This window comes from Massilia sp., assembly GCF_032106685.1.
GTDB lineage: Bacteria > Pseudomonadota > Gammaproteobacteria > Burkholderiales > Burkholderiaceae_D > Telluria.
Genome location: NZ_DAMCPG010000017.1, coordinates 56,281 through 81,385, shown reverse-complemented (window position 1 = coordinate 81,385; position 25,105 = coordinate 56,281). Strand labels below are relative to the sequence as shown.

Here is a 25,105-nt window from a genome sequence, read left to right as displayed (position 1 = left end):
TCCACCCTACGGGTCAGATCAAGCGTCGTGGTCGGCGCTCACCGCCGGCATTTCTCCCCCCAGCAGCCCCGCGATCGCCGCCAGCAGCACATCTTCCTGGTAGGGCTTGCCGAAGTAGGCATTCACGCCCAGCCCCAGCGCGTAGTTGCGGTGCTTGTCCGCCGTGCGCGAGGTGATCATGATGATCGGCAGCGCCTGCGTCGCGGCGTCGTTGCGGACGTGGCGCACCAGGTCGAAGCCGTCCATGCGCGGCATCTCGATATCGACCAGCATCAGGTCCGGCCGCACTTCCGGCAGCTGTTCCAGCGCGTCGACGCCGTCCTTCGCCAGCGCGACCCGGTAGCCTTCGCGCTCGAGCATGCGCTGGGTCACGCGGCGTACGGTGAGCGAATCGTCGACCACCATCACCGTCGGGCGGTGCGCCGGCGCCGGATGGAGAACCACGTCGGCCAGCGGCGCGGCCGTGCCGGCGTTGCGGCCCAGGGCCAGGGGATTGAGGATCAGGACGATGTCGCCCGAGCCCAGCACCGTGGCGCCGGCGATGCCCGGGACGCGCGCCAGTTGCGGCCCCAGGTTCTTGATGACGACCTCGCGGTTGCCCAGCACCTCGTCGACCTGCAGCGCGATGCGCTCGCCGGCGCTGTGCAGCAGCATCACCGGGCGCGAGCGCAGGCCCGGTTCGAAGCTGGCGGCCTCGCCCAGCAGCGCCGGCAGGTAGTGGAAGGGCAACACCTGCCCCTGCACTTCCAGCATGCCGGCCTGGGCCGCCGCAGCAAGGTCGGGCTCGCGCACCGGCAGCACCTGCTCGACCAGGGTCGACGGCAGTGCGTAGGTCCGGCCCGCGCTGGCGACCAGCACCACCTGGGTGACGGCCAGCGTCAGCGGCAGGCGGATGGTGAAGCGCGTGCCCTGCCCCGGATTCGAATCGATGACGACGCGTCCGCCAAGCGCCTGCGCCTCCGAGCGCACCACGTCCATGCCGACGCCGCGGCCGGCCAGTTCGGTCAGGCTGTCGGCGGTCGAGAAGCCCGGCGCGAAGATCAGCTCGGACGCGTCCTTGTCCGGAACCTCGGCGTCGGGCGCGACCAGCCCCTGCGCACGCGCCTTGGCGCGGATGCGCTCCAGGTCGAGGCCGGCGCCGTCGTCGGAAAACTGCAGCACGACTTCGTTGCCCTGCTGGCTGACCTGGACCAGCACCTCCCCCGTCTCGCTCTTGCCGGCGGCCAGCCGCTGCGCGCGCGGCTCGATGCCGTGCACGATGGCGTTCCTCAGCAGGTGTTCGAAGGGCGCGGCCATCTGTTCCAGCACGCTGCGGTCGATCTCGACGCCGCCGCCGCGAATGTCGAGGTTGACGCGCTTGTCGGTCTCCTTCGCGGTCTGGCGCGCCACGCGGAACAGGCGCTCGGACAGGCTGGCGAAGGGCACCATGCGCACCCGCATCAGGTCGCGCTGCAGGTCGCGCGTCATGCGCGACTGCGCGGCCAGCTCCTCGCCTGCGCCTTCCACCGTGCGCGCCAGCGACTCTTGGAAGGAGGCGACGTCGTTCACGCTTTCGGCCATCATGCGCGTCAGTTCCTGCAGGCGGGTGAAGCGGTCGAATTCGAGCGGATCGAATTCGCGCTCGCCGGCGATGGACAGGCGCGAGGCGATCTGCGATTCGGCCTGCATCTCGACTTCGCGCAGCTGGCGGCGCAGGCGCGCCAGGTTGTCCGAGAAGTCGGTCAGTGCGCCCTTCAGCGTGCCGACCTGGTTTTCCAGGCGCGAGCGCGCGATCGACACTTCGCCGGCCTGGGTCACCAGGCGGTCGAGGATGTCGGCGCGCACCCGCACCAGCGGCGTACGCGCCTCGGGCGGCGGGTCAGAGGAAGCCGGGGCGGCGCCTGGCGCCTCCCCGGCGTCCGAGCTGTCATCATCCGGCGCCTCATCTTCGCTCGCGGCATCGGCCTGGGCCGGCTGTACCAGTTGCTCGAACAGCGCCAGCGCCTGGTCGTAGCTCGCCATCAGTTCGTCGAAGGCAGCCGGCGCCGCGGTCCCGGCGTGCACCATGTTCCCGACCTGCGTTTCCAGTTCGTGCGTGTGCTGGCCGATGCGCATCGCGCCGGCCATGCGCGCGCTGCCCTTCACGGTATGCAGGGTGCGCAGCAGGCCCTGGGCCGGGGCGGTGTCGTGCGGATCCTGCTGCCACTGGCGCAGGCCGTTGCCGATCTGCGGCAGCAGGTCCGCCGCCTCTTCCAGGAAGACCGGCAGCAGGTCGGGATCGAGCTCGTCGTGCGGCACCGGCTCGGCGGCCAGCGCCGGCGACGTGAGCGGCAAGGCGGTGGCCGCGAATTGCGCCACTGTCGTTTCTTCCGGCACGGCCGCTTCCGCTTCCGGCTCCGCTGCCGCTTCCGATACGGCGATGTCCAGGTCGATCGGCAGCGCGATGGCTTCGGTTGGCGGCGCCTCGACCGGATCGGCGCCGAAATCGGCTTCGGCCGCGGCCAGCGCCTCGTCGTCCGTGACCGCATCCGGTGCCGGCGCGGCCGATTGCTGAGCGGGCGCGTCGAACAGCTCGTCGACGTCGAGCCCGAACAGCGCGTCGATGTCGTCGCTCGCGGCGGCGGGTGCGCTCGCCGGCTGCATCGCGGCCGATGGCGCGAATTGCGGCGGCTCGGCCACCAGGCTGTCGTAGGCCTGGGCGAACAGCGAGTCCAGGTGCCGGGCCAGGTCCGCCGGCACGTCGCCGTAGATTTCGTTGGCCCGCTGCGCGTTGAATTCCTCGCGCAGGGCCTCCAATTGCGCGATCAGCGCGGGCTGGGCCGGCGCCAGCTCCGCGCGCCCGAAGGCCTGCAGCATCCGGCGCACCTGGAGCAGGACGGCATCGAACAGGTCGTGCTGGGCGGCCTGCAGCACCGGCGCCGGCGCGTCCAGCGATTCCAGGGTGGCTTCCAGCGCCTGCGCCAGGTCGCGCAAGGCCTCGAAACCGACCGTGGCCGAGGTGCCGGCCAGCGTATGCACCGCCTTCAGCGCGTCCGCCGTGGCCGGGCGGCCCGGCTCGTGGCGCCATTCGCCGAAGTCGCGCTCGAGCGTGCGCAGCAGCTCGTCGGTCTCGGCGACGTAGATGTTGTACAGCGCCAGCGGGATCTCCAGCGTGCCGACGCGGCGCAGGTTGTCGTCCTGCGGTGGCGCCGGACGGGTCGCGGTCGGCAATGCGAAGACGTTCGAATGCGCGTTCGAATGCGCTGCCTCCGGCTCGTCGGCGGCGGCCTCCTCCGGCGGCGTGTCAGGCGGCGCCTGCGTCGACGCGTCCTGCCCATCGGGCGCGAACGGCCCGCCCGCCTGCACGCGCTCGGCGGCCGCGATCAGCTCGGCGCCGCTGCGCGGCGACTGCCCGGCCTGGGCCAGCTCCGCCACCCAGGGCGCGAGCTCGGCGTGGGCATGTTCGGCCAGCGCCAGCAGGTCCGGCGTCGCGGCACGGCCGTCGGCCAGCCAGACGTTCATCGTGCGTTCCAGCGCGGCGGCGGCGGCGGCGAATGCGTCCAGGCTGACCATGCGCGCGCTGCCCTTGAGCGTATGGAAGGCGCGGCGCACGATGGTCAGTGCTTCCTGCGCGCCCGGATCGCGCCGCAGTTCCGGCAGCGTCGCCGCCACCGTGCCCAGCACTTCCTCGGCCTCGGCCACGAAGATCTCCAGCAGCTCGGCGTCGATGCCGGGCGCCTCATGTTCATGCTCGGGCGCCGACGCCGGCGCCGGCGCGGCCTCGATGGCCTGTGCCTGCTGCTCGGCGGCCTCGGCGATCGTCAGTTCGCGCAGCAGGCCGGCTTCCTCGTCGAAGGCGAAGCGGCTCTGCGCGCTCGCGCTGTTCTGGGCCAGCATGTCGGTGAAGAAGCCGAGCGCGCCGATGTTGCGGGCGATGTTGTGCAGGGGCGCGGCCTGGGCTTCGAGGTCGCCGTCGCCCTGCGCCAGCGCGCGCACGGCGTCGCGCACGTGGACGGCGGCGCGGGCGGCCTGGTCCTGGTCGAGGATGCGCAGCGCGCCCTCGATCTGGTGCAGCAGCGGCGCGGCCTGGTCGAGCGCGCCGCGCTTGTCGACGGGCGCGTCGTAGTACTCGTCGAGCAGCTTCTCGACCTGGCGCAGGCCGCTCTTGATCTCGCCGGCCAGCACGGCCACGGTCTGGCCCTGCTGGATGCGGCTGGCCAGTTCGCTTTGCCAGTGCGGCGCGTCCGGCGGCGTTTCGCCGGCAGCCAGGGCCAGCAGGCGCTGGCCGACCACTTCGGCATGCTGGTCGAAATCCTGGGGCAATTGGCGCACCTGGTCCAGGCTATGCTCGACGAACAGCATCGCCGCCGCCATCTCCAGCCCGAACTGGTCGTTGCGGCCGGAGGCGATCGAATCGCTCGCCGCCTGCCCGAGTTCGCGCAGCAGCTGCGCCAGGGCCGGCGCGCCCAGTTTCTCGCTGGCGCCGGCCAGGGTCGACAGGGCCTGGTTGAAGTCGGCCTCGCGCGTGTCGTCGGCCTGCACCGCCAACTGGTCCCAGTCCGACTTGGAGCGGGCCAGCGCCTCTTTCGCCTGCTTCAGCGCGTTCGGGTCGACCTTGCCGTAGCGGCGCTCGGCATAATCCGGCGGCACCGCGCCGTCCAGGCGGAAGACGCGCCGCAGTTGCGCGGCGTCGGGGTCGGCGTCCGGTCCGGGAGCGGCGGCGATGAAGAACAGCGCGTCGCGCAGCAGCGCATCGGGCAGGCCGGCCTGGCCCTGCGCCAGGCGGCGCAGCTGCAGGTTGACCTGGCCGAACAGCTGCTTCACGTACAGGTCGCCGGCCAGGCGCCCGCTCGCCACCGACTGCGCAACGCTGCGCAGCGCGCTCCAGAAGGTGCGCGCACGCGCGTCGCCGGCCTCGGCCAGCGGCGCGAGCGCCTCGGCCAGCGCCTGCGCATGGGTGCGCTGGGCCGCGGCATCGGCGCTTTTCAGGTAAGGCAGCAGCGCCTTTTCGAAGCGGGCGCGGCAGGCGGCGTGGTCGGGCGCGGCGCCGTCGGTCGGCGGCAGGTCGAGCGTGACCGTGGTGTCCACCGCCAGCAGGTCCGCGGGGTGGACGCGCTCGGCGCCCAGCAGTTCCTGCAACGCGCGGTAATAAGGGAACAGACGGGCCGGTTGCGGCGGCGTTCCCGCCACCAGTTCCTCGAGGTATTCGCCGATCGCGCCGTAGGCCTCGCGCACCGCCTGCACGCTGTCCGGGGTGCAGGCAATGGCGCGCTCCTTGAAGCCGTCGAGCGCGCGCTCGGCGGCGGCGGTCAGCAGCCCCACCCCATCCACGTCCACCATCTGCAACGCGCCATGGGCCTGGTGCAGGTGGGTCTTCGCGTGCAGCAGCAACGTCGCCTGCGCCTCGGGCGAACGCGCGGCGGCGTCCAGCAGCGCGCTGCCGGAACGCTCGAGCGCATCGCGGATCTCGCCGATCACCCAGGACAGGGGGCCGGTATCGAAGCTGCTCGCGGACGGGGATGAAGTCATGGTCGATGGACGGCTCATTGGGCGACGCGGAAGCGCGACACCGAGTTTTTCAGTTCCTGGGCCAGCGCGGCGAGCTGGTGGATCGAATGCGCGGTCTGGCGCGTGCCGGCCTGGGTGTGCTCGGTCACCGACAGGATGTGCTGCATATTGTGCGCCACGCCGTTGGCGGACGTCGCCTGCAGGCCGGCCGCGAACGAGATGCCCTGGATCAGTTCGGCCAGGCGGTTCGACACGCGCGAGATGTCGGCCAGCGCGGCGCCGGCCGCGTCGGACAGGCGCGCGCCTTCGACCACGCCCTGGGTCGACTTTTCCATCGCCGCGACGGCGTCGTGGGTGTCCGTTTGAATCGTGCGCACCAGCGCGCCGATCTGCTTGGCCGCCTCGGCCGAGCGTTCCGCCAGGCGCTGCACCTCCTCGGCCACGACCGAGAAGCCGCGTCCCGCCTCGCCGGCCGACGCGGCCTGGATCGCCGCGTTCAGCGCCAGCACGTTGGTCTGTTCGGTAATGTCCGAGATCAGCTCGGTGATTTCGCCGATCTCCTGCGAGGATTCGCCCAGGCGCTTGATGCGCTTCGAGGTTTCCTGGATCTGCTCGCGGATCTCGTGCATGCCCGAGATCGCGTTCTGCACGGCAGCCGAACCCTGTTCGGCCGCTGCAACCGACTGGCGCGCCACCTCGGCCGATTCGTTGGCCGACTTCGACACGTCGGTGATCTCGCCGGCCATGCGCAGGACGGTCGACGACGCTTCCTCGATCTCGCGCGACTGCTGCTCGGTCGCGCCCAGCAGTTCGGTCGAGATCTGCTGCGCCTCGTTCGAGGCCTGGGTCACCTGCTCGGCGGTGCCGGTCACGCGCAGCACCAGGCCGCGCAGTTCCTCGACGGTGAAGTTGACCGAATCGGCGATCGCGCCGGTGATGTCCTCGGAGACGGTGGCGTGCACGGTCAGGTCGCCGTTCGCCACGTCCTGCAGCTCGTTCATCAGGCGCAGGATCGCCGCCTGGTTCTGGTCGTTGGTCGCCTTCGCTTCCTCTTCCTTGGCCTGGGCCAGCTGGCGCATCGCCTCGGCTTCGCGGCGGCGCGTCTCGGCGCCGCGGGTACGGTTGCGCGAGTCCTGCAGCATGACGCGGCTGATCGAGCCGGCCGTGGCCAGGGTGAAGATCGAGGCCGCCACGAGCAGCCAGAACCAGGGGTTGGACGAGGACTGCCGCTCGCGGTAGCCGCCCTGCAGCGCCGCGACCTGCTTCTTCATCTCTTCGTTGTCGCGGTGGATGGTGCGCGCGGCGGCGCGCGCCTTGGAGTAGGCGGTCGGGTTGTCGAGGAAGGGCGCGAAGTCCTTGCGGAAGGCGTCGAAGCGCACCTGCACCTGGCGCAGCTTGTCGCGCAGGTCGTCGTTGCGCTGGGCCGCGCCGCCCGCCAGCAGGGTCTCGAGCGCGTGCTCGAAGGCGGCGCTGTCGGCGCCGATGCGCACCGCCGCGTCGTCGCGCGGCACGCCGATCGCGAAGAAGCTGCTGGCGCCGCGCGCCAGGCGCTGGGTCAGCATCATCATGCGGCCGATCGCGGCCAGTTCGCGTGCGCTGGCGCCGCGCTCGACGTTCTGGGCCATCAGGTCCTCGGTCAGCACCAGCATCTCGGAGGCCAGCGCATCGAGCTGGCGCACGCTCTTGTCGAAGCCGATCAGCGCCGGCTTCATCTGCAGGATGTTGGCCGCGCCCAGCTCGGACGCGGTCCAGGTGGCGCGCACCCGCGCCAGCAGCGCGCTCTGGCGTCCGCTGGCGCCCGGCACCTCGACGCTGCCGACGTCGCCGCCCTGGGTCAGCAGGCGCAGGTCGCGATTGACTTCGGCGCGGCTCTCGGCCAGCTGGTCGAAGGAAGCGGGATTGCCGGCCAGCGCGTTCGGCGCTGCCTTGCCGACCCGCTGCGAGTGCATCAGCAGGTCACTGGCGACCTGGACCTGGGCTGCGACGCGGGCGTTGACGGCGGCGTTCTGCCACATCGCCAGGATGGTCAGCAGGATGCCGGCGCCGAAGGCAACCAGCAGGATGCGCAGCTGGCGCGGCAGCGACAGGTGGCCGATCAGGGGCAGGCGCAGGCTGCTGTCCTCGTCGTCGTCTTCGTCGGCGGCGGGAGCGCGGCGGCGGATCGCGTGCCCCAGGCGCAGCATCGCCTCGCCGGCCGAGCCGTGGGCCGGCGGCAGCGTACCGGCGGGGCCGGACGGCGAGTCCAGCGCGAGTTCGGGCCCGAATTCGGTATCGGGCGAGGCCAGCACGGTTTCGTCCGCGTTCCTACCCTTCGACAGAAAATTCAACGACATGATTCCCATTGCGGCTCCTGGTCCTGCGGGTTGATTATTATTTTGATCCGAACCTATAGTCCAACGTGCAGGAAGCGCTGCTCCCGCACCAGCGCCGCGAGCGACAGCGGCGTCCATGCATGGCCGTCGGCATCCAGCAGGCGCGCCGGGTTGTCCTCCGCCGGCGTCATCGTCTCGGGACGGCGCAGGCCGTGCACCTGGGTCACCAGCAGCGCGCAGTTCAGGCCCAGGCGCGGCGCCAGCGACAGGAAGCGCGCATCGGGGCCGGCGGCGCTGCCCTGGCCATTGGCGCCGAAATAGCGCGCCAGGTCGACCACGCCGAGCAGGCTGCCGCGCACGTTGGCCAGGCCCAGGTACCAGGGCTGGGTCAGCGGCACGCGCGCCAGCGGCTGCGGCGGCACGATCTCGCCGGCCTCGGCCAGCGCCAGCAGGTAGCGTTCGCCGCCGATGGTGACGCCCAGCTGGTGCACGGCCTGGGCCGCGCCCGCCTGGGCCGCCTGCATGCGCTCCAGCAGCTGCGCCTGGTAGTCGCGCAGGCGGGTGCGGCGCGAGGATGCCGGGGCCAGCTCGCTGCCGTTCGCGGCCGCGTTCATCAGGCGCCCAGGGCGGCGATCTTCGCCAACAGTTGCTGCGGATCGACCGGCTTGACGAAGTAATCCTTGGCGCCCTGGCGCATGCCCCAGATGCGATCGGTTTCCTGGTTCTTGCTGCTGCAGATGATGACCGGCACCGAGGACAGCTCGGGATCGCGGGCGATCGAACGCGTGACCTGGAAGCCGTTAGCGCCGGGCATGACCACGTCCATCAGGATCAGCTCGGGGCGGTCGGCGCGCATCTTGAGCAGCGCTTCCTCGCCGTTGTCGGCGGTAGAGACGGAAAAACCGTTCTTTACCAGGATGTCGGTCAGGTAGTAGCGTTCGGTCGGGGAGTCGTCGACGATCAGGATTTTTTGAATGGCCACGGTGGGCTCCGTACTCGGTTGGATCAGGCTTGTTGAGCCGTGTGCTCGCGGACGGCCGCGAGCAGGGTGTCTTTGGAAAAAGGCTTGGTGAGGTAGGCGCTCGAGCCGACCATCGCGCCGCGCGCGCGGTCGAACAGGCCGTCCTTGGACGACAGCATGACCACCGGCGTTGCGTGGAAACGCGCGCTCTTCTTGATCAGCGCGCAGGTCTGGTAGCCGTCCAGGCGCGGCATGAGGATGTCGCAGAACACCAGCGCCGGATGGTGGTCGTTGATCTTGGCGAGCGCGTCGAAGCCGTCCTCGGCCAGCACCACCTGGTAGCCGGCCTGGGTCAGGAAGATTTCGGCGGAGCGACGGATCGTGTTGCTGTCGTCGATCACCATGATAGTGGGGCCGGAGGCTTGCTGCGATGTCGTCATGTTCGTTTCACTTCAGCATGGACCGCAACGATAGCATAGGGCTGTCGGCTTGTGCGCGATGTGTTGCTCAAAGTCAACTATTCGCAAATACAGGGGAGAAAGGCTTGTCGGAAGGGCTAGAAATTCAGTTATCGGGTGGAGTGGATTTGATAACTTGGTTGATCAAAATGCAGCAATTTTGACCCGTAGGGTGGGCGGAGTAATTCAGGCCAATGCCTGAATTACTCCGCCCACGCGGTGATACGTAATGGATGATCAGCCGTAACCGATCCGATATTGGATGCCGGCTCCGGCGCGAATGCGCGTATGCCAACGATCACCGCGTGGGCGGCAAAGCCGCCCACCCTACGAAACCAACAACGACTCAGATCGCCGTCATCTCAAAATCGTCTTTCCGTGCGCCGCATTCCGGGCAGGTCCAGTTCATCGGCACGTCGGCCCAGCGCGTGCCCGGCGCGATGCCGTCTTCCGGCGCCCCGGCTTCTTCGTCGTAGACCCAGCCGCAAATCAGGCACATCCAGGTCTGGTACGCGGTCGCCGTCGTTTCGTTACTCACGGTGTCGTTCCTTCTATCTAGTAAAATGGGGAATCAGGTATCTTAATCTACCCGTCGTGCAAAACCAACCGTCTCCGCTGATTCTCACTTTCGGCGTTTCCGACCCCGTCGGCGCGCTGGGTGTGCAGGCAGACCTCGCCACCTTCGCCGCCCATGGCTGCCACGCCCTCACCGTTACCACCGCCCTGCTGGTGGCCGACAGCGCGCGCGTCGAAGACCTGCACGAAATCGACGTCGGCTGGATGGCCGACCAGGCGCGCGTGGTGCTCGAGGACATGCCGGTCGCCGCGGTCAAGATCGGCGCCATCGCCAGCATCGAGCAGGCCGCGGCGATCGCCGAGATCGTGTCCGACTACGCCGAGGTGCCGCTGATCGTCGATCCCTTCCTCTCGTCTCTGCCCGATGCCGGCATGTCCGACGAGGACACGGTCGTGGCGATCCGCCAGATCCTCGCGCCCCAGGCCACGGTATTGATGCTCTCGCAATCGGAACTGGGCCGCATGGCCGAGACCTGGCGCGAGCCGGGGCTTGAGGGCAGCCTGGAAGCCGATGTCGCGGAACTGACCGGGCGCGGCTGCCAGTACGTGCTGGTGACCTGCACCCAGGGCAGCGGCAACAACCGCGCCAATACCCTGTTCGACCGCGACGGCGCCGTCGTCACGATCGACTGGCAGCACCTGCCCGGTCCTTTCGTCGGCGCCGGCACCACGCTGTCCGCCGCGCTGACCGCGCTGATGGCCCAGGGCATGGACGTGACCGACGCCCTGCCCGCGGCCCAGGAATACACCTATGGCGCGCTGCGCCATGCCCAGCGTTTCGGCATGGGCAAGTTCGTCCCCAACCGCTTCTACCGCGCCCTGCCCCTACTGGGCCGACAATAAAATAAAGGCAAGCCAAGATGACCACTGCACAGCATACTTCCAAGAACGACATCCTCTTCGAGCGCGCCCAGAAGAGCACGCCCGGCGGCGTGAACTCGCCGGTGCGCGCCTTCCGCTCGGTCGGCGGCACCCCGCGCTTCATCACCCGCGCCGAAGGCCCGTATTTCTGGGATGCCGACGGCAAGCGCTACATCGACTACATCGGTTCCTGGGGCCCGGCCATCGTCGGCCACGCGCACCCGCAAGTGATCAAGGCGGTGCAGGATGCCGCCGCCAACGGCCTGTCGTTCGGCGCCCCGACCGAGGGCGAGATCGAGATCGCCGAGGAAATCTGCAAGCTGGTGCCCTCGATCGAGCAAGTGCGCCTGGTGTCGTCCGGCACGGAAGCGACCATGAGCGCGCTGCGCCTGGCGCGCGGCGCGACCGGCCGCGACAAGATCGTCAAGTTCGAAGGCTGCTACCACGGCCACGCCGACTCGCTGCTGGTGAAGGCCGGCTCGGGTCTGCTGACCTTCGGCAACCCGACCTCGGCCGGCGTGCCGGAAGACTTCGTCAAGCACACCCTGGTGCTCGACTATAACAACGTCACCCAGCTGGAAGACGCCTTCAAGTCGATGGGCGACACCATCGCCTGCGTGATCGTGGAGCCGGTGGCCGGCAACATGAACCTGATCCGCGCCACGCCCGAATTCCTGCAGCGCATGCGCGAACTGTGCACCGAATACGGCGCCGTCCTGATCTTCGACGAAGTGATGTGCGGCTTCCGCGTCGGCCTCGGCGGCGCCCAGGAAATGTACGGCATCCAGCCGGACCTGACCGCGCTGGGCAAGGTCATCGGCGGCGGCCTGCCGGTCGCGGCCTTCGGCGGCAAGCTTGACCTGATGCAGAAGATGGCGCCGATCGGCCCGGTCTACCAGGCCGGCACGCTGTCGGGCAACCCGGTGGCGGTGGCCGCCGGCATGACCACGCTGAAGCTGGTGCAGGAGCCGGGCTTCTACGAGCAGCTCACCGCCGCCGGCGAGAAGCTGATCGCCGGCCTGACGGCGGCCGCCAAGGAAGCCGGCATTCCCTTCTGCGGCGATTCGGTCGGCGGCATGTTCGGCATGTACTTCAGCGAGACCATCCCGGCCTCCTATGGCCAGATGATGGCCGGCGACAAGACGCGCTTCAATGCCTTCTTCCACGGCATGCTCGAGGAAGGCGTGTATTTTGCGCCAGCCATGTTCGAAGCCGGTTTCGTGTCCGCGGCGCACGACGACGCTGTCATCGAAGAAACGGTTGCAGCCGCGCGCAAAGTGTTCGCACGCCTGGCTTAAGCCAGCTCAAATCCCGCGCGCCCGTGCACGCGGCGCCGCGGGCGCGTTATGCCATCATGGGTCACCACCTGGACTCGATCATGGCGCGCCTTCGACGATCCCCTCCCGGCGCGGCGCGCTCCCGCGTGCCGCGTTCGCAGCAAGCGCCGTCGCACAGCGGCGGCGCACCGGTCACCGTGACCGTCGCGCTGCTGCGTGTTGCCGAAGTGACCAATCCCGAGGATTATTACGCCGCCATCGTCGACGGCCTGAACGCCAGCGCACGCCGCTACGGCGTCGACACGGCGCTGCGCCTGGCCCACTTCCTGGCCCAGATCGGGCACGAAAGCAGTTTCCGCGCGACCGAGGAGAACGGCCGGTATTCGGCCGTCCGCATGCGCGAGATCTTCGGCTGCAAGGGCGGCCGCGCCCAGTACGACCGCAACGCCGACGACTGCCGCCTCGGCCCCGACGGCAAGCCGGCGCGCCTGCGCACCAAGCTCTGGACCGAGCAGGATGTGTATGCCGGCAACGCCGAGCGCCTGCTCGGCTACGTGTATGCTGACCGCCTGGGCAATGGCAACGAGGAATCCGGCGACGGCTACCGCTACCGGGGCCGCGGCCTGGTCCAGCTCACCGGCAAGGACAACTATGCTGCCTTCACCGCCGCGCACAACGCGCGCGATGCGGGCGACCCGCGCGATTTCGTCGCCGACCCGGACTTGCTTGTGAGCGAGCTCAAATACGCCATCGAATCGGCTTTCTGGTACTGGGATGCGCGTAAAGTGAATGCGCTTGCCGATGCCGACGACCTCGAGGGGGTGACCCGCGCCGTCAACGGCGACCTGAACGGACTGGAAGATCGTGGAGCGCGCCTTGCGAGGATCAAGACAGCATTGGGTATCTGAGGGAATCGTGGCGCTGGCCCGCGTTGCCTTGACGCTTGCCCTGGCGCCTGCCTGGGCGCACGCAGCGGGCGCTCAGGCAGGCGAACCTGCAGCCGAACCGGCGAACGCACCAGCGGACGCATCGCTGTGCCTGGCGCATGAGCCCGTCGTCTTCGCCTGCAGCGTGGGGGGCAAGATCGCCTCCCTGTGCCGCTCGGGCGACGCCGGCAACGGACTGAGCTACCGCTTCGGCAAGCCGGCGGCGGTGGAGCTGCGCTATCCGCAGCCAGGCCAGCGCGCCCGCCCCGCCTTCAGCATGAAGACCGAACCGCTGATCGGCGGCGGCGTCACCAAGGTCACCTTCCAGCGCGGCGGCTACACCTATACCGTCTACAGCCGCGTCGCGCGGGCGCCGGACGGCGGCACGCCGGAATTCGAGGACGGCATCACCGTCGAGCGGCGCGGCAAGCTGCTGCGGCGCCTGCGCTGCGACGACGGCGGCGCCGGCTTTCGCGAGCCGCCGGGGCAATATGTCAGGTAGGGTGGGCGCTGTGCGCCCACGCGGCAATAGTGAATGGCGAGATCATCCAGTCCGATATCGGAACCGATAACCATCCCCGCGTGGGCGCTGCGCCCACCCTACGCCATGCATTTCACGTGTTTACATCCCCGGTCCGCCGAAGCCACCCGGCGGCATGCCGCCTGGCGGCGGGCCACCGCGCCAGCCTTCGCCCGGCGGGCCGTCCGGACGCCGGTTCGACTGCACGCCGCCGAAGCGATACGACAGGCCGACGTAGACGATGCGGCCGTCGAAGCGGCGGATGCCGCGCTCCTGCAGCGTCGGCGAATCGGTGATGGTTTCCATCTTCTGCGAATCGAAGATGTCGGTCGCGTTCACCACGAACGTCAGGTTCGGGCTCAGGTTGCGGCGGTAGCTCAGGTTGGCGGTGGCGCTCGGCTCGCGGTAGCCGTAGCCGGTCAGGGTCTTGCCCTGGGCATTGAACATCAGTTGCAGCTGGTCCTGCGGCGTCGCCTGCCAGTTCAGGCGTCCGCGCACGTTCACCGAAGTGGCGCTGCGCTTGCTCTCGATACCGGCCAGGTCGATCTGCTGCTGCTCGACCACGAACACGTTGCCGCTGGTATTGAGCGACAGCGTCGGCGTAAGCTTGCCGCTGAGCGTGAACTCCAGGCCGCCGGAGCGGTTGCTGCCGCCGTTCTCGAACGTGGTCAGGATCACGGTGTCGCTCACCGGCACCTGGCGGCTGCGGATGGTGTCGCGCTCGTTGCGGTAGTAGGCGCGCAGGTTGGCGTCGAGCACGCCGGCTTTCGTTTCATAGCCGAGCTCGAAGGAATCCGTCTTCACCGGCTTCAGGTAGGGATTGCCGCTCGCCTCGTTGAATTCGTCGCGGTAGGCCACGAAGGGATTCAGTTCGCTCGCACTCGGCCGGCGGATCCGGTGCGCGTAGGCCAGGCGCAGGTTGGTCCTGTCGCCCAGCTTATAGGTCGCGAAGGCGCTCGGCACCCAGTTCAGGTAGTCGTTGCTTGCCTCGATGCGGCTGGTCGCCTGCTCGAGCTTCATGTCGGTGTATTCGCCGCGCAGGCCGAGCTGGGCGCCCCAGCGCTCGCTGAGTTTCCACTGGTAGGACCCGTACAGGGCGGCGACGCGCTGATCCAGCTCGAAGGCATTGGTCAGGCGGTCGTTCACGCTCGGCGCGCCGCTGGCCAGGTCGAAGTCGTAGTAGCGGTTGTCGAACTCGCTCTTCGTATCGGAGAGCTTGTAGCCGACTTTGACGATCGCATCGTTGTCGAGCGGGCGTTCGTAGTCGCCGGTGTAGTCGACGATGCGGGTGCGGTTGTCGACGTCCTGCAGGTTGCGGCTGTCGGCCGCGCGCGGCGGCGTGACCGTATAAGTGTTGGCGGAGTCGGTCTCGCTGTCGTTCTCGCTGCCGGAGACGCGCAGGTCCATCTTGAACGATTCGCCCAGCTTCTCGCCCTTGTGGTCCCAGCGCAGGCCGGCCATGCCGTTGCTGCCGTCGCCCGTCCTGCGGCTGGCGCGCACGTAGTCGCTGGTGACCGCTCCCATGCCGTCGGCCACGTTGTAATGGTCCTGCACCTGCTGGTCGTTATCGCGCCGCATGTACATCAGGCTCGCTTCCAGCGTATCGTCCTGGCCGATGTTGTAGCTGAGCTGGCCGCGCAGGCCGACGCTGTCGTTCAGGCCGGTGCTGGTCGTCGACTGGGTGCTGCGCTGCACGTCTCCGGTGACCGGGTCGATGCGCTCGCGCTCGTTCTCGTAGGTCGAGTCGCGCCCGTCGTGACGGACGTGGATACCGCCCTGGAAGCCCCATGCGCCGCTGTTGTAGGAACCGTTCAGCGCCGAGTTGTAGCGCCCGGCCGAACCGAGATTGACGTTAGCCACGCCGAAGCCGCCGGCGCGGCGGGTGCGCTTCATGACCAGGTTCAGGATCGGGCCGCCGCCGCCCTCGTTGCCGAATTCGGCGCCCGGGTTGTTGATGACCTCGATCGAATCGATGTCCTCGGACGGCATGGCCTGCAGCGCGCCGCCGCGGTTTTCGCCCTGCAGCATGGCCGAGGGCTTGCCGTCGACCAGGATCTGCACGTTGGTGCTGCCGCGCAGCGACACGGTGCCGTCCGGATCGACCGACACCGAGGGCACGTTGCCAAGCGCATCGGCGGCGCTGCCGTTCGAGGCGTTCACGTCCTGCTTGACGTCGTAGACCTGGCGGTCGATGAACTTGGTGGTGCGCTCGCCGACCACGTTGACGGACTGGATCGGCGCCGTTTGCGCGCCAGTGGTATCGCCGGCCGCGGCCGGCTGCATGGCGCCCGCCGGCGCCGCCGGTGCGCTTGCAGGGGCGAGTTGCGCCGCCGGGGCGGGCGTTGCCGGCTTCGCCGGCGTGGTGGCACGGGCGGGCTGCGCGGCGGGTGCATTGGCGGCGCTTTGCGCCAGGGCGGAACCTGCGGCGCCCAGCTCGCACACGGCGAGCAGCACGGCAAGGCAGAGGGCGCGGCGGCGCGGCGATGCGTCGGCAGCGCCAGGCTGCATGCCGCCTTGGGTGAAACGATTTCGTTGGACCATTTTTGGTGTTGTTGACGTTGAGAGGCATCGCCTGCGCCATGTTCGCGAATAAACGTTTCATCAAACGCTTAATCGAAAACAATAGTGCACGCGCAAAGTTTCAATTTTAAAACGTCACGCCGCCTTTGCGCCGTTCGATGGCGTAAAGAAGCGTAAAGTCGCACGGTTTTGCCTCGCATTCCCGGCTGCTCAGCAGGAGGCCTTCTGCAGAAAAGAAAAAAACACGCGAAAATAACGGGTTACGTGTTTACGGCTATCTCATTCCTATGTCCAATACCGCTACTTTGCCCGTTCGTCCCCGCGGCGACATCAACATCAAGCCGCTGGGCGTGGCGCTGCTCTTCATCGTGCTCGGCGCCCTCTACCTCGCCCAGGTGGTCGACGCGCGCCAGTCCGCGCTCTACCTGGTCGGCGCCCTGCTCGGCGTGGCGCTTTACCACGCGGCCTTCGGCTTCACCTCGGCCTGGCGCGTCTTCATCGCCGACGGCCGCGGCGCCGGCCTGCGCGCGCAGATGCTCATGCTCGCGGTCGGCGTGCTGCTGTTCTTCCCGGCGCTGTCCAGCGGCACCCTGTTCGGCACGCCCGTGACCGGCCTGGTCTCGCCCGCCGGCACCTCGGTGGTCGTGGGCGCCTTCATCTTCGGCATCGGCATGCAGCTGGGCGGCGGCTGCGCCTCCGGCACGCTGTACACGGTCGGCGGCGGCAGCACGCGCATGATCGTGACCCTGATCGCCTTCATCGCCGGCTCGGTGATCGCCACCGCGCACATGCCCTGGTGGACCTCGCTGCCGCAACTGGCGCCGATCTCGCTCGTGAAAACCCTGGGCCTGGCGCCGGCGCTGCTGCTGAACCTGGCCGTGTTCGCGCTGATCGCGGGCATCACGGTGCTGGTCGAGAAGCGCCGCCACGGCCGCCTGGTCACGCCCGATGCGAAGCCGGTGAACGGCCCGCGCTGGCTGCGCGGCCCCTGGCCGCTGGTGGCCGGCGCGCTGGCACTGGTGGTGCTGAACTTCGTGACCCTGGCCCTGGCCGGCCGTCCCTGGGGCGTGACCTCGGCCTTCGCGCTGTGGGGCGCCAAGGCCGCATCGAGCATCGGCATCGACGTCGCCAGCTGGACCTACTGGTCGACCAAGGCCAACGCCGCCGCCCTGGCCGCGCCGATCTCGCAGGACATCACCTCCGTGATGGACATCGGCATCGTGCTCGGCGCCATGCTGGCCGCCGCCCTGGCCGGCCGCTACGCCCCGGTCTGGAAGCTGCCGCTGCGCTCCTTCCTCGCCGCCGTGGCTGGCGGCCTGCTGCTCGGCTACGGCGCCCGCCTGGCCTACGGCTGCAACATCGGCGCCTACTTCAGCGGCATCATCTCGGGCAGCCTGCACGGCTGGCTGTGGCTGGTGTTCGCCTTTGCCGGCAATGTCCTCGGCACGCGCCTGCGTCCGCTGTTCGGGCTGGAAGTGGAGCGGGTCAAGCTGGCGGCCTGCTAAGCTGCTTCACGATGCCCGCGCCGTGCTTTCACGGCGCGGGGACTGGTTGTCGACAGACGGCGTCCAGCGCCGTGCAGCGTGACGGGCGCACAGCAGCAATGGCAGCAACTGCGGCAGCAACAGCGGCGTCGGGACACGCTTCATGGTCGCAGCGCCCAAGGATGCGCTTCGTGCTCTACAATCGACGGACACCAGACCGCCAGGAGTCGCCCATGTTACAGGGAAGCTGCCTTTGCCGCGCCGTCGTCTACCGCGCCGCCGGCTCCATCGAACACACCAGCCACTGCTATTGCACGATGTGCCAGAAACAGCATGGCGCGGCGGCTGGCAGCTACGCCAACGTCGCCCGCGCCGCACTGACGATCGAGCGCGGCGAGACCTTCATCACCGAGTATGCATCGTCCGAGCACGGCCGGCGCGCCTTCTGCCAGCGCTGCGGCTCCACGCTGTTCTGGCGCAGCGAGGAGACGCCCGAGCGCATCGCGATCACCCTCGGCACCCTGGACACGCCCTTCACCGGCACCGTCGACCGCGAGCTGTACACCGACACCAGGCCGTCATGGCTGCCGCGCGCAGATCCGGCCGCGCCCACCCAAGCTGACGCATAATGCGCTTTTGACATGGGAGGCCACACGATGCACCAGCTCGACGCCACGATCATCGATTCCTGGCACCGCAATTCCGATCCCTGGGTCGCCGCCGTCAGGAATGGCGAAATCGAAACGCGCACCCTGGTCACCAATGGCGCCATCGTCGACACCGTGCGCGCCTATGCGCCGCGGACGGCTGTCGATCTCGGCTGCGGCGAAGGCTGGCTGGTGCGGGCGCTGCCGGAAGTGGAGATGACCGGGGTCGATGCGATTCCCGGCCTGGTCGCAGCGGCGCGCGCGGCCGGTGGCGGCGAGTTCCAGTTGCTGTCCTATGAGGACATCGCCGAGGGGAAATTGACGCTGTCGGTCGACCTGGCCGTCTGCAATTTCTCGCTGATCGGGAACGAGCCCGTGAACGGCCTGTTCCAGGCTGCACCCTCCTACCTGCGGCGCGGCGGCCACCTGGTCGTGCAGACCGTGCACCCGGTCGCCGCCTGCGGCGATGCGCCCTACGTCGACGGCTGGCGCGAAGGCAGCTGGGCCGGTTTCAACAGCGGCTTCCAGGACGCGCCGCCCTGGTATTTCCGCACCTTGTCGAGCTGGATCGCGCTGTTCGCCGCGAACGGCCTGCAGCTGCGCGAGATGCGCGAACCGCTGCATCCGCGCACCGGCAAGCCGGTCTCGCTGATCCTGGTGGGCCAGCTGGTCTAGCCCACCAGCCGTGGAGATCAGGCCGCCTGCTTGCGGCGGCGCAGCCCGAGGGCGCCGAGACCCAGGCCCAGCAGCGCCAGCGAGGCCGGTTCCGGCACCTCGGCGGCGGCGCCAATCGCGTCGATTTCCTGCAGGCGCACGCCGGCATACGGGCCATAGGTGACGCCCTGCTCGACTTCGTAGCGGAAGCGGCTCGCGGTCACGGTGCGGCCGAACATGAAGACCGCCTCGAGCGCGTCCTGGGCCGAAGCCAGGTCGTCGAAGCTCTGCGCGCCGCTGTAGTCGGGGTTGACGCCCACGTTCACCAGCAGGGTCTCGTAGACGCCGTCGTTGTCGGTGTCGCTGTAGAAGCGGAAGGCGCTCATCGAGCGGCGGTGGCCGATGCCGGCGCCGTCGCTGGCCGCGAACAGGTGGATGCCCGACAGCGAGACGACCGATGCGGTTTCGAAGTCGAGGTAGCCCAGGCTGCCCGCCGCGCCGGTATCGAAGAAGGTCACGCCGGACGGGTCTTCGAGCGAGCCGTCGAAGGAGCTGCCGGGCTGCGCGCCGCCGCTGAAACCGGTCACGCTCGCGCCCGTGAATGCGTCCTCGACCGACACCACGCCGGCCTGGGCGCCCGCCATCGCGACCGCCAGCAGCGCCGCGGCGGCGCCTTGCTTGATCAATGCTTTCATTTGGAATCCCTGGTTAATGGTTGCGCTCTTTTCTAGAGCTTGAGTGCCATCAAGCAAGTTTGATGCCAAAAAAGCAAATCATTGATTTTATTGGCAACAATTTCTTGCGGGATTGTTGCGTGTAATGTTTCCCGACAGCGGAGTTAGGCCAGCTTCAGCCAGCCTCGGCGGCGGAAGTACAGCAGCGGCGCGGCGGCGCTGGCGATCATCAGGCCGAGCGCGAACGGATAGCCGTAGGTCCAGTCCAGCTCCGGGAACCACTTGTGGAAGTTCATCCCATAGATGCTGGCGATCAGGGTCGGCGGCAGGAACACTACCGAGGCCACCGAGAAGATCTTGATGATCTTGTTCTGGTTGATGTTGATGAAGCCGACGGTGGCGTCCATCAGGAAGTTCACCTTGTCGAACAGGAAAGAGGTGTGGCCGTCGAGCGATTCGATGTCGCGCAGGATCTGGCGCGCCTCGTCGAACTGGTCGGAATTGAGCAGGCGGCCGCGCATCAGGAAGCTGACGGCGCGCCGCGTGTCCATCATGTTGCGGCGGATGCGGCCGTTCAAGTCTTCCTCGTGGGCGATCGCGTTCAGCGCGGCGGCCGCGTCCTGGTCGGTGAATTCCTTCTGCAGCACGCGCTGGCTGACTTCTTCCAGGCTCTCGTAGATCCCTTCCAGCGCGTCCGCCGAGTATTCGGCGTCGGTCGCGTACAGGTCGAGCAGCACGTCCATGTAGTCGGCGATCGAGCCCGGACGCGAGCGCGCGCGCATGCGCACCAGGCGGAACACCGGCAGGTCGTCCGAATGGACGGAGAACAGCATCTTGCCCGACAGGATGAAGGCGACCGTCACCACCCGCGACGGGCCGTCGTCTTCCTCGCGCAGGAAGTCGGTGCGCAGGTGCAGATCGCCGTTCTCGGCTTCGTAGTAGCGGGCCGAGGCCTCGATGTCCGACACTTCGTCCTCGCCCGGCAGCGAGACGTTATAGATGGCCTTGACCCAGGCGCGCTCGTCGTCGTCCGGATCGGTGAGGTCGACCCAGACAGGCTTGACGTTCTCCAGGTCGGCGCGCGAGGCGATGGGTACCTGGTTCAGTCGGCCATTTTGTAGGACAAATACATTGATCATGCGCGCTTTCTCGGCCGGAATCAAAACTGACGCAAGTGTACCCGTTAGGCCCGGGGCCGACCACCCCGAAACGACGGTTTTGCCCCGTCTTCAGCGTTTTTTCAGCGTTTCTGGCGCCTGGCGTTAAGGTAACTCCGCTGCGCGCATCCGGCGCTGGATCAGGCTGGTCCGCTTGATCAGGTAATTGGTGCTGCGGTTGCGGTCGTAGTAGCGGGGATTGGGCAGCATCACGGCCAGGCGTGCCGCCTGGTTCGGGGCCAGCTTGGCGGCCGAGGTGCGGAAATAATAGCGCGCCGCCGCTTCCGCGCCGAACACGCCGCGTCCGAACTCGACCACGTTCAAGTACACCTCGAGGATGCGGCGCTTGCTCATCACCGATTCCAGCATGAAGGCGATGATCATTTCCTGCCCCTTGCGCAGGTAGCTGCGCGAGCCGGACAGGAACAGATTCTTCGCCAGCTGCTGGGTGATGGTCGAGCCGCCGCCGACGACCTTGTGGCGGCGGTTGTTGCGCTCGTAGGCGCGCTCGAGCGCATCGAAGTCCACGCCCGGATGGTCGGCGAAGTTGGCGTCTTCGGAAGCCACCACCGCGCGCTTGAGGTTGTCCGAGATGCGTTCGTAGGGCACCCACTCGTGCTTGAGCCGGGCGTTCGGGTTGGCTTCGCGCAGCTCCGATAACTGCTGGCGCATGAAGCTGGTCGAGCTCGGGTTGAAGTAGGCGAACCAGCAGACCTGCACGAAGAAATACAACTGGATCAGCAGCACGGCCAGGATCGGCCCCAGGAAAATCCACTTGATCCAGCGGCGCCGTCCGGATGCGCCGCCCGCATTGCCTTTTTCTGCCATTGTTTTAATTATGAACGCAGAGTCGTCAGGAGATCGTGGGTGTCCGGGCGCACGCCGCGCCAGATCGCGAAGGCTTCGGCGGCCTGCTCGACCAGCATGCCGAAGCCGTCGCGGGTGGTGGCGCCCTGCCGCGCGGCGAATTGCATGAACGGCGTCGGCTGGTCGCCGTACATCATGTCCAGCGCCAGCGTGTCCTTCGTAAATGCCGAGGCCGGGACCGGCGGCAGCGCCTGGCTCAGGCTGGCCGAGGTGGCGTTGACGACGATGTCGAACGCGCCGCAAATGCCGTCGAAGCCGCAGGCGCCGACCTGGGTCACCTGGTCCTGGAAGGCCGCCACCAGCGCCTCGGCCGTGGCCAGGGTGCGGTTCGCCACCACGATCGCCGCCGGCCCCTGTTGCAGGAAAGGCAGCATCACGCCGCGCGCCGCGCCGCCCGCGCCCAGCAACAGGATGCGCTTGCCCGCCAGCGGCACGCCGGCGTTGCGCACGATGTCGGCGACCAGGCCGGGCCCGTCGGTGTTGTCGCCGACGATCTCGCCATCGACGAAGCTGAGCGTGTTGACGGCGCCGGCGGCGCGCGCCCGCTCTTCCAGGCGCGTGGCCAGGGCGGCGGCCTCCAGCTTGAAGGGCACCGTCACGTTGGCGCCCTTGTATCCCTTGGCGACCAGGTCGCGCACGACGTCGGCGAACCCGTCGAGCGGCGCCAGGCGGCGGCCGTAGGCGATGCCTTGACCCGTCTGGACGGCAAAGGCGGCGTGGATCTGGGGCGACTTGCTGTGCGCGACCGGATTGCCGATCACACAATATTGGTCGGTCATGATGCCTCCTGCAATTCGGCCTTCATTTTCTCCTCGCGCGTGAAGGTAAAGCGGGTGATCACGATCCACAAGTCGTCCTTGCCGGCCGTGCGCATGTTCTGGGGGAAGCTGCCGAAGGGCGCGGCGCGGCGCACGATCTCGAGCGCGGCCCGGTCCAGCGCCGGGTTACCGGAACTGCGCTCGATGCGCGGGCCGCCCTCTTTCTGGTACAGGCTGCCGTCCTGGAAGATCGGGATCGACACCACCAGTTCGCCGTACAGCTTGCGCCCGTTCTGTTGCGGGAAGTTCAGCGTGCCCATCTCTTCCACGCGCTTTTGCATCGCCTTGTAGTACAGCGCATAGCCGACCTGGCGCGTGCTCGGCGAAATGTGGGTGCGCTTGGGACGCTTGTTCTGGTCCTCGATGGTCTGGGTGATCTCGGCCGTCATGCGCGCGATCTGGCGCGCGGTGTCGACCTCGTCCTGGCCGCTGCGGTTCGGGTCCGGCTTGTCCTTGTCGCGCACCGGGGCCGCCGCGAAACGCGACTGCTGCACGCGGGTCAGCACGTTCTGCTGCAGTTGCTCGAGTTCGGCGATGCGGCGCTGCAGGGCCTTGATGCTGTCGCCGTTCTCGTTCCTGCGCAAATCCGGCAGCGGCGACTTCGAACGGCCGGCGTCCTGGGCGCCGCCGCCTTCCAGGTTGGCCTGGGCCAGCGCATCGGCCTTGACGGGCGCCTTGGCGTGCCTGGCGTTGACCAGGATGACCTCCAGGCCGGGGTCGGCCGGCTGCACCCGGAACGCCTCGGGCGCGGCGAAGCGGACCGCCAGCAGCAGCGCGTGCGCCGCCACCGAGGCGGCAAGGGCGATCATCAGGGGTCGGTTTTGTAGTGAATACTTCACGCGGGCGCGCCGGACGGCTTTGAATCAAGGGAATCCGGGCATTCTACCGTGCCGCAAGGCACTGCGGGAGATTGGTGGCGGCAAGGCAACGACTCAGGTTCCGGCGCGCCGCAGGCGATGGCGCCGCCCGCCCGCGCGCGGCACGGGCAGCCGCGCATGCCGGGTTATAATGTCCCCAGGGTGCACACACATCGTGTGGAGCAGGATGCGCGTTGGTCGGGCCGCCACGCGGAACGCGTCCGTCCATGAAAGGCACCCGATGATGGTCATCCAACGCGCCCTGTCGCGCAGCTTCACCCGTTTTTTCCAGTCCAAGAAAGCCGGCGGCATCGTCCTGATCGCCTGCACCGCGCTCTCCCTGCTGCTCGCCAATTCGCCCCTCGGCGCCGACTACCTGCACATCTGGCACATGAAGGTGCTCGGCATGAGCGTCGAGCACTGGATCAACGACGGCCTGATGGCGATCTTCTTCCTTCTCATCGGGCTGGAGCTCGAGCGCGAACTGTACAACGGCGAACTGTCCGACATCCGCAATGCCATGCTGCCGATCCTGGCGGCAGTTGGCGGCATCGCCGTGCCGGCCCTGATCCACTTCCTGCTCAACGGCGGCACGCCGACCCAGGCCGGCATCGGCATCCCGATGGCGACCGACATCGCCTTCGCCCTCGGCGTGCTGGCCCTGCTCGGCAGCCGCGTGCCGGCCTCGCTGAAGATCTTCCTGACCGCGCTGGCCGTCATGGACGACCTCGGCGCGATCATCGTGATCGCCGTGTTCTACACGACGGAACTGGCGGGCCTGTACCTGCTGGGCGCGCTGGCCGTGTTCGCGCTGCTGGTGTGCATGAACCGCTTTCTGCGCGTGATGGCCCTGACGCCCTACCTGGTGGGCGGCGCGCTGATGTGGTTCCTGATGCTGAAATCCGGCGTGCATGCGACCATCGCCGGCGTGCTGCTGGCCTTTGCGATTCCCTATTCCGCGCGCGAGGACGATGCCGCCTCGCCGTCGCACCGCCTCGAGCACGTGCTGCATACGCCGGTCGCCTTCGGCATCCTGCCGGTCTTCGCGCTGGCCAATACCGGGATCGTGATCGCCGCCGGCTGGACCCAGGAACTCCTGTCGCCCAACAGCCTCGGCATCATGGGCGGCCTGCTGCTGGGCAAACCGGTCGGCATCGTGCTGGCCAGCCTGGGCGCGGTGGCGCTGGGCCTGTGCAAGCTGCCGCTCGACCTCAACTGGAAACACGTGCTGGGTGCGGGCCTGCTGGGCGGGATCGGCTTCACGATGTCGATCTTCATCACGAATCTCGCCTTCGTCGGCAGCCCGGAACTGGTGAACGCGTCGAAGATGGCGATCCTGCTGGCCTCGCTGATGGCGGGCGTGCTGGGCTTCGCCTGGCTGAAGCTGTTCGGCGCGCCGACGGCGGTCGACGTCGATCCGGACACGATGGACCTGGAGCAGGACGCGCATCGAGCGCGCTGACAGTGCGACTGGAAGCCTACCGGGCGCCAGCCCCGTTGTCTGCGGTACTGGCCGCGTTGCCGGCACTCGCCTGGAGCGCGGCCATGATCTCCGAGCAGTCCGACTCGTAACCGCGATTTGGCAGGGACTTGATCCGCGCCGCGTAGCGCTCGATCTCGGCGCGGTCGCCGGACGCGGCGGCCTGCTCGGCCTGGCTGGAGAGCGTGCTCAGCAATTCTGAATAACACACATTGGTGTCGAACGAGGTCGAGAACACGCCAACGTAATAGGAAACGGCGCAAGGCACCGCGAGCACCAGCGGGATGGCGAGATAGGCAGGCTTCATCGTTTGTCCTGGCAGACCAGCTTCAGCGCCGCTCCGTCCTTCTCGGCGAAGTACTCGACGCATTCGCTGCCGTCACGGTAGATGGTGCGCATGCCGAACGAGGAGGCGTAGTCCGCCTCGTCGAAGCTGACCGAGCCGTCATGGTCGAAGTCGATCGCCTCGTAGCTCAGGGGCGAGCGGTACACCATCCAGGCGAAGACGGCCCAATACGCCAGCACGAGCACGGCCGTGACGATCGCGAGGCTTCGTATCGACCTGCTCATGGTGTATCGGCGCCCTCCCT

Annotated in this window: 22 protein-coding genes; 8 read left to right on the top strand and 14 right to left on the bottom strand. The window is 68.2% G+C overall.

The genetic code is table 11. The features are described 5' to 3' along the window. Window positions 1-18: 18 nt before the first annotated feature. The 6 genes from RT688_RS11900 to RT688_RS11875 all read right to left on the bottom strand — a co-directional run bounded on the left by RT688_RS11900 (window position 19) and on the right by RT688_RS11875 (window position 9,696). The gene (locus tag RT688_RS11900) at window positions 19-5,487 is read right to left on the bottom strand and encodes an Hpt domain-containing protein (RefSeq protein ID WP_313705091.1); all 5,469 of its coding nucleotides are present in this window, start codon (window positions 5,485-5,487) and stop codon (window positions 19-21) included. A 14-nt stretch (window positions 5,488-5,501) separates the two neighbouring features. Then, the gene (locus RT688_RS11895; protein WP_313705090.1) at window positions 5,502-7,808 is read right to left on the bottom strand and encodes a methyl-accepting chemotaxis protein; all 2,307 of its coding nucleotides are present in this window, start codon (window positions 7,806-7,808) and stop codon (window positions 5,502-5,504) included. A gap of 44 nt (window positions 7,809-7,852) precedes the next feature. Further along, on the bottom strand, window positions 7,853-8,392 hold the full coding sequence (locus RT688_RS11890) for a chemotaxis protein CheW (RefSeq protein WP_313705089.1): 540 nt from the start codon (window positions 8,390-8,392) through the stop codon (window positions 7,853-7,855). Next, on the bottom strand, window positions 8,392-8,760 hold the full coding sequence (locus RT688_RS11885) for a response regulator (RefSeq protein ID WP_312552820.1): 369 nt from the start codon (window positions 8,758-8,760) through the stop codon (window positions 8,392-8,394). The genes RT688_RS11890 and RT688_RS11885 overlap by 1 nt, the downstream gene beginning before the upstream one ends. Window positions 8,761-8,783: 23 nt before the next feature. After that, window positions 8,784-9,179, bottom strand: a complete 396-nt coding sequence (locus RT688_RS11880; RefSeq protein ID WP_313705088.1) for a response regulator — start codon at window positions 9,177-9,179, stop codon at window positions 8,784-8,786. 364 nt (window positions 9,180-9,543) lie between these two features. Then, window positions 9,544-9,696 carry a rubredoxin gene (locus tag RT688_RS11875; protein ID WP_091876441.1) on the bottom strand — a complete coding sequence of 51 codons (153 nt, stop codon included), beginning with the start codon at window positions 9,694-9,696 and terminating at the stop codon, window positions 9,544-9,546. Between the two features lie 95 nt (window positions 9,697-9,791). Here RT688_RS11875 and RT688_RS11870 point away from each other — a divergent pair, with 95 nt between their 5' ends. The 4 genes from RT688_RS11870 to RT688_RS11855 all read left to right on the top strand — a co-directional run bounded on the left by RT688_RS11870 (window position 9,792) and on the right by RT688_RS11855 (window position 13,339). Next, window positions 9,792-10,616 carry a hydroxymethylpyrimidine/phosphomethylpyrimidine kinase gene (locus RT688_RS11870; RefSeq protein ID WP_313705087.1) on the top strand — a complete coding sequence of 275 codons (825 nt, stop codon included), beginning with the start codon at window positions 9,792-9,794 and terminating at the stop codon, window positions 10,614-10,616. Window positions 10,617-10,633: 17 nt separating this feature from the next. Continuing rightward, window positions 10,634-11,932: a glutamate-1-semialdehyde 2,1-aminomutase gene (gene hemL / locus RT688_RS11865; protein ID WP_313705086.1), complete on the top strand. Its 1,299-nt coding sequence runs from the start codon at window positions 10,634-10,636 to the stop codon at window positions 11,930-11,932. Between the two features lie 80 nt (window positions 11,933-12,012). Further along, window positions 12,013-12,819 carry a hypothetical protein gene (locus RT688_RS11860; protein ID WP_313705085.1) on the top strand — a complete coding sequence of 269 codons (807 nt, stop codon included), beginning with the start codon at window positions 12,013-12,015 and terminating at the stop codon, window positions 12,817-12,819. 7 nt (window positions 12,820-12,826) lie between these two features. After that, entirely contained in the window at window positions 12,827-13,339 is a 513-nt protein-coding gene (locus RT688_RS11855; RefSeq protein WP_313705084.1) for a hypothetical protein, read from the top strand. A gap of 120 nt (window positions 13,340-13,459) precedes the next feature. Here the strand turns inward: RT688_RS11855 and RT688_RS11850 are convergent, their stop codons facing one another. After that, a complete protein-coding gene (locus RT688_RS11850; protein WP_313705083.1) occupies window positions 13,460-15,865 on the bottom strand; it encodes an outer membrane beta-barrel family protein in 2,406 nt (801 codons plus the stop codon). 299 nt (window positions 15,866-16,164) lie between these two features. Between RT688_RS11850 and RT688_RS11845 the strand changes: the two genes are divergently transcribed. From RT688_RS11845 to RT688_RS11835, 3 genes are all read left to right on the top strand, one after another. Then, window positions 16,165-17,382 carry a YeeE/YedE family protein gene (locus RT688_RS11845; RefSeq protein WP_313705082.1) on the top strand — a complete coding sequence of 406 codons (1,218 nt, stop codon included), beginning with the start codon at window positions 16,165-16,167 and terminating at the stop codon, window positions 17,380-17,382. 212 nt (window positions 17,383-17,594) lie between these two features. Further along, window positions 17,595-17,990, top strand: coding sequence for a GFA family protein (locus tag RT688_RS11840; RefSeq protein WP_313705081.1), 396 nt, complete (start codon window positions 17,595-17,597; stop codon window positions 17,988-17,990). 27 nt (window positions 17,991-18,017) lie between these two features. Beyond that, entirely contained in the window at window positions 18,018-18,683 is a 666-nt protein-coding gene (locus tag RT688_RS11835; RefSeq protein WP_313705080.1) for a class I SAM-dependent methyltransferase, read from the top strand. Between the two features lie 17 nt (window positions 18,684-18,700). On the opposite strand, the gene RT688_RS11830 is transcribed toward RT688_RS11835, so the two are convergent. The 5 genes from RT688_RS11830 to RT688_RS11810 all read right to left on the bottom strand — a co-directional run bounded on the left by RT688_RS11830 (window position 18,701) and on the right by RT688_RS11810 (window position 22,987). Continuing rightward, entirely contained in the window at window positions 18,701-19,357 is a 657-nt protein-coding gene (locus RT688_RS11830) for a PEP-CTERM sorting domain-containing protein (protein ID WP_313705079.1), read from the bottom strand. A 143-nt stretch (window positions 19,358-19,500) separates the two neighbouring features. After that, window positions 19,501-20,475 carry a magnesium/cobalt transporter CorA gene (gene corA, locus RT688_RS11825; RefSeq protein ID WP_313705078.1) on the bottom strand — a complete coding sequence of 325 codons (975 nt, stop codon included), beginning with the start codon at window positions 20,473-20,475 and terminating at the stop codon, window positions 19,501-19,503. 123 nt (window positions 20,476-20,598) lie between these two features. Further along, a complete protein-coding gene (mtgA, locus tag RT688_RS11820; protein WP_313705077.1) occupies window positions 20,599-21,321 on the bottom strand; it encodes a monofunctional biosynthetic peptidoglycan transglycosylase in 723 nt (240 codons plus the stop codon). A gap of 8 nt (window positions 21,322-21,329) precedes the next feature. Further along, window positions 21,330-22,139: a shikimate dehydrogenase gene (gene aroE / locus RT688_RS11815; RefSeq protein WP_313705076.1), complete on the bottom strand. Its 810-nt coding sequence runs from the start codon at window positions 22,137-22,139 to the stop codon at window positions 21,330-21,332. Then, the gene (locus RT688_RS11810; protein ID WP_313705075.1) at window positions 22,136-22,987 is read right to left on the bottom strand and encodes a TonB family protein; all 852 of its coding nucleotides are present in this window, start codon (window positions 22,985-22,987) and stop codon (window positions 22,136-22,138) included. The genes aroE and RT688_RS11810 overlap by 4 nt, the downstream gene beginning before the upstream one ends. 289 nt (window positions 22,988-23,276) lie before the next feature. On the opposite strand from RT688_RS11810, the gene nhaA reads away from it, so the two are divergent. Further along, a complete protein-coding gene (gene nhaA, locus RT688_RS11805) occupies window positions 23,277-24,497 on the top strand; it encodes a Na+/H+ antiporter NhaA (protein ID WP_313705074.1) in 1,221 nt (406 codons plus the stop codon). Between the two features lie 16 nt (window positions 24,498-24,513). Here nhaA and RT688_RS11800 read toward each other — a convergent pair whose 3' ends face one another. Both RT688_RS11800 and RT688_RS11795 read right to left on the bottom strand, forming a co-directional pair. Beyond that, the gene (locus RT688_RS11800) at window positions 24,514-24,822 is read right to left on the bottom strand and encodes a hypothetical protein (RefSeq protein WP_313705073.1); all 309 of its coding nucleotides are present in this window, start codon (window positions 24,820-24,822) and stop codon (window positions 24,514-24,516) included. Further along, a complete protein-coding gene (locus RT688_RS11795) occupies window positions 24,819-25,085 on the bottom strand; it encodes a hypothetical protein (protein WP_313705072.1) in 267 nt (88 codons plus the stop codon). The genes RT688_RS11800 and RT688_RS11795 overlap by 4 nt, the downstream gene beginning before the upstream one ends. Window positions 25,086-25,105 lie beyond the last annotated feature (20 nt).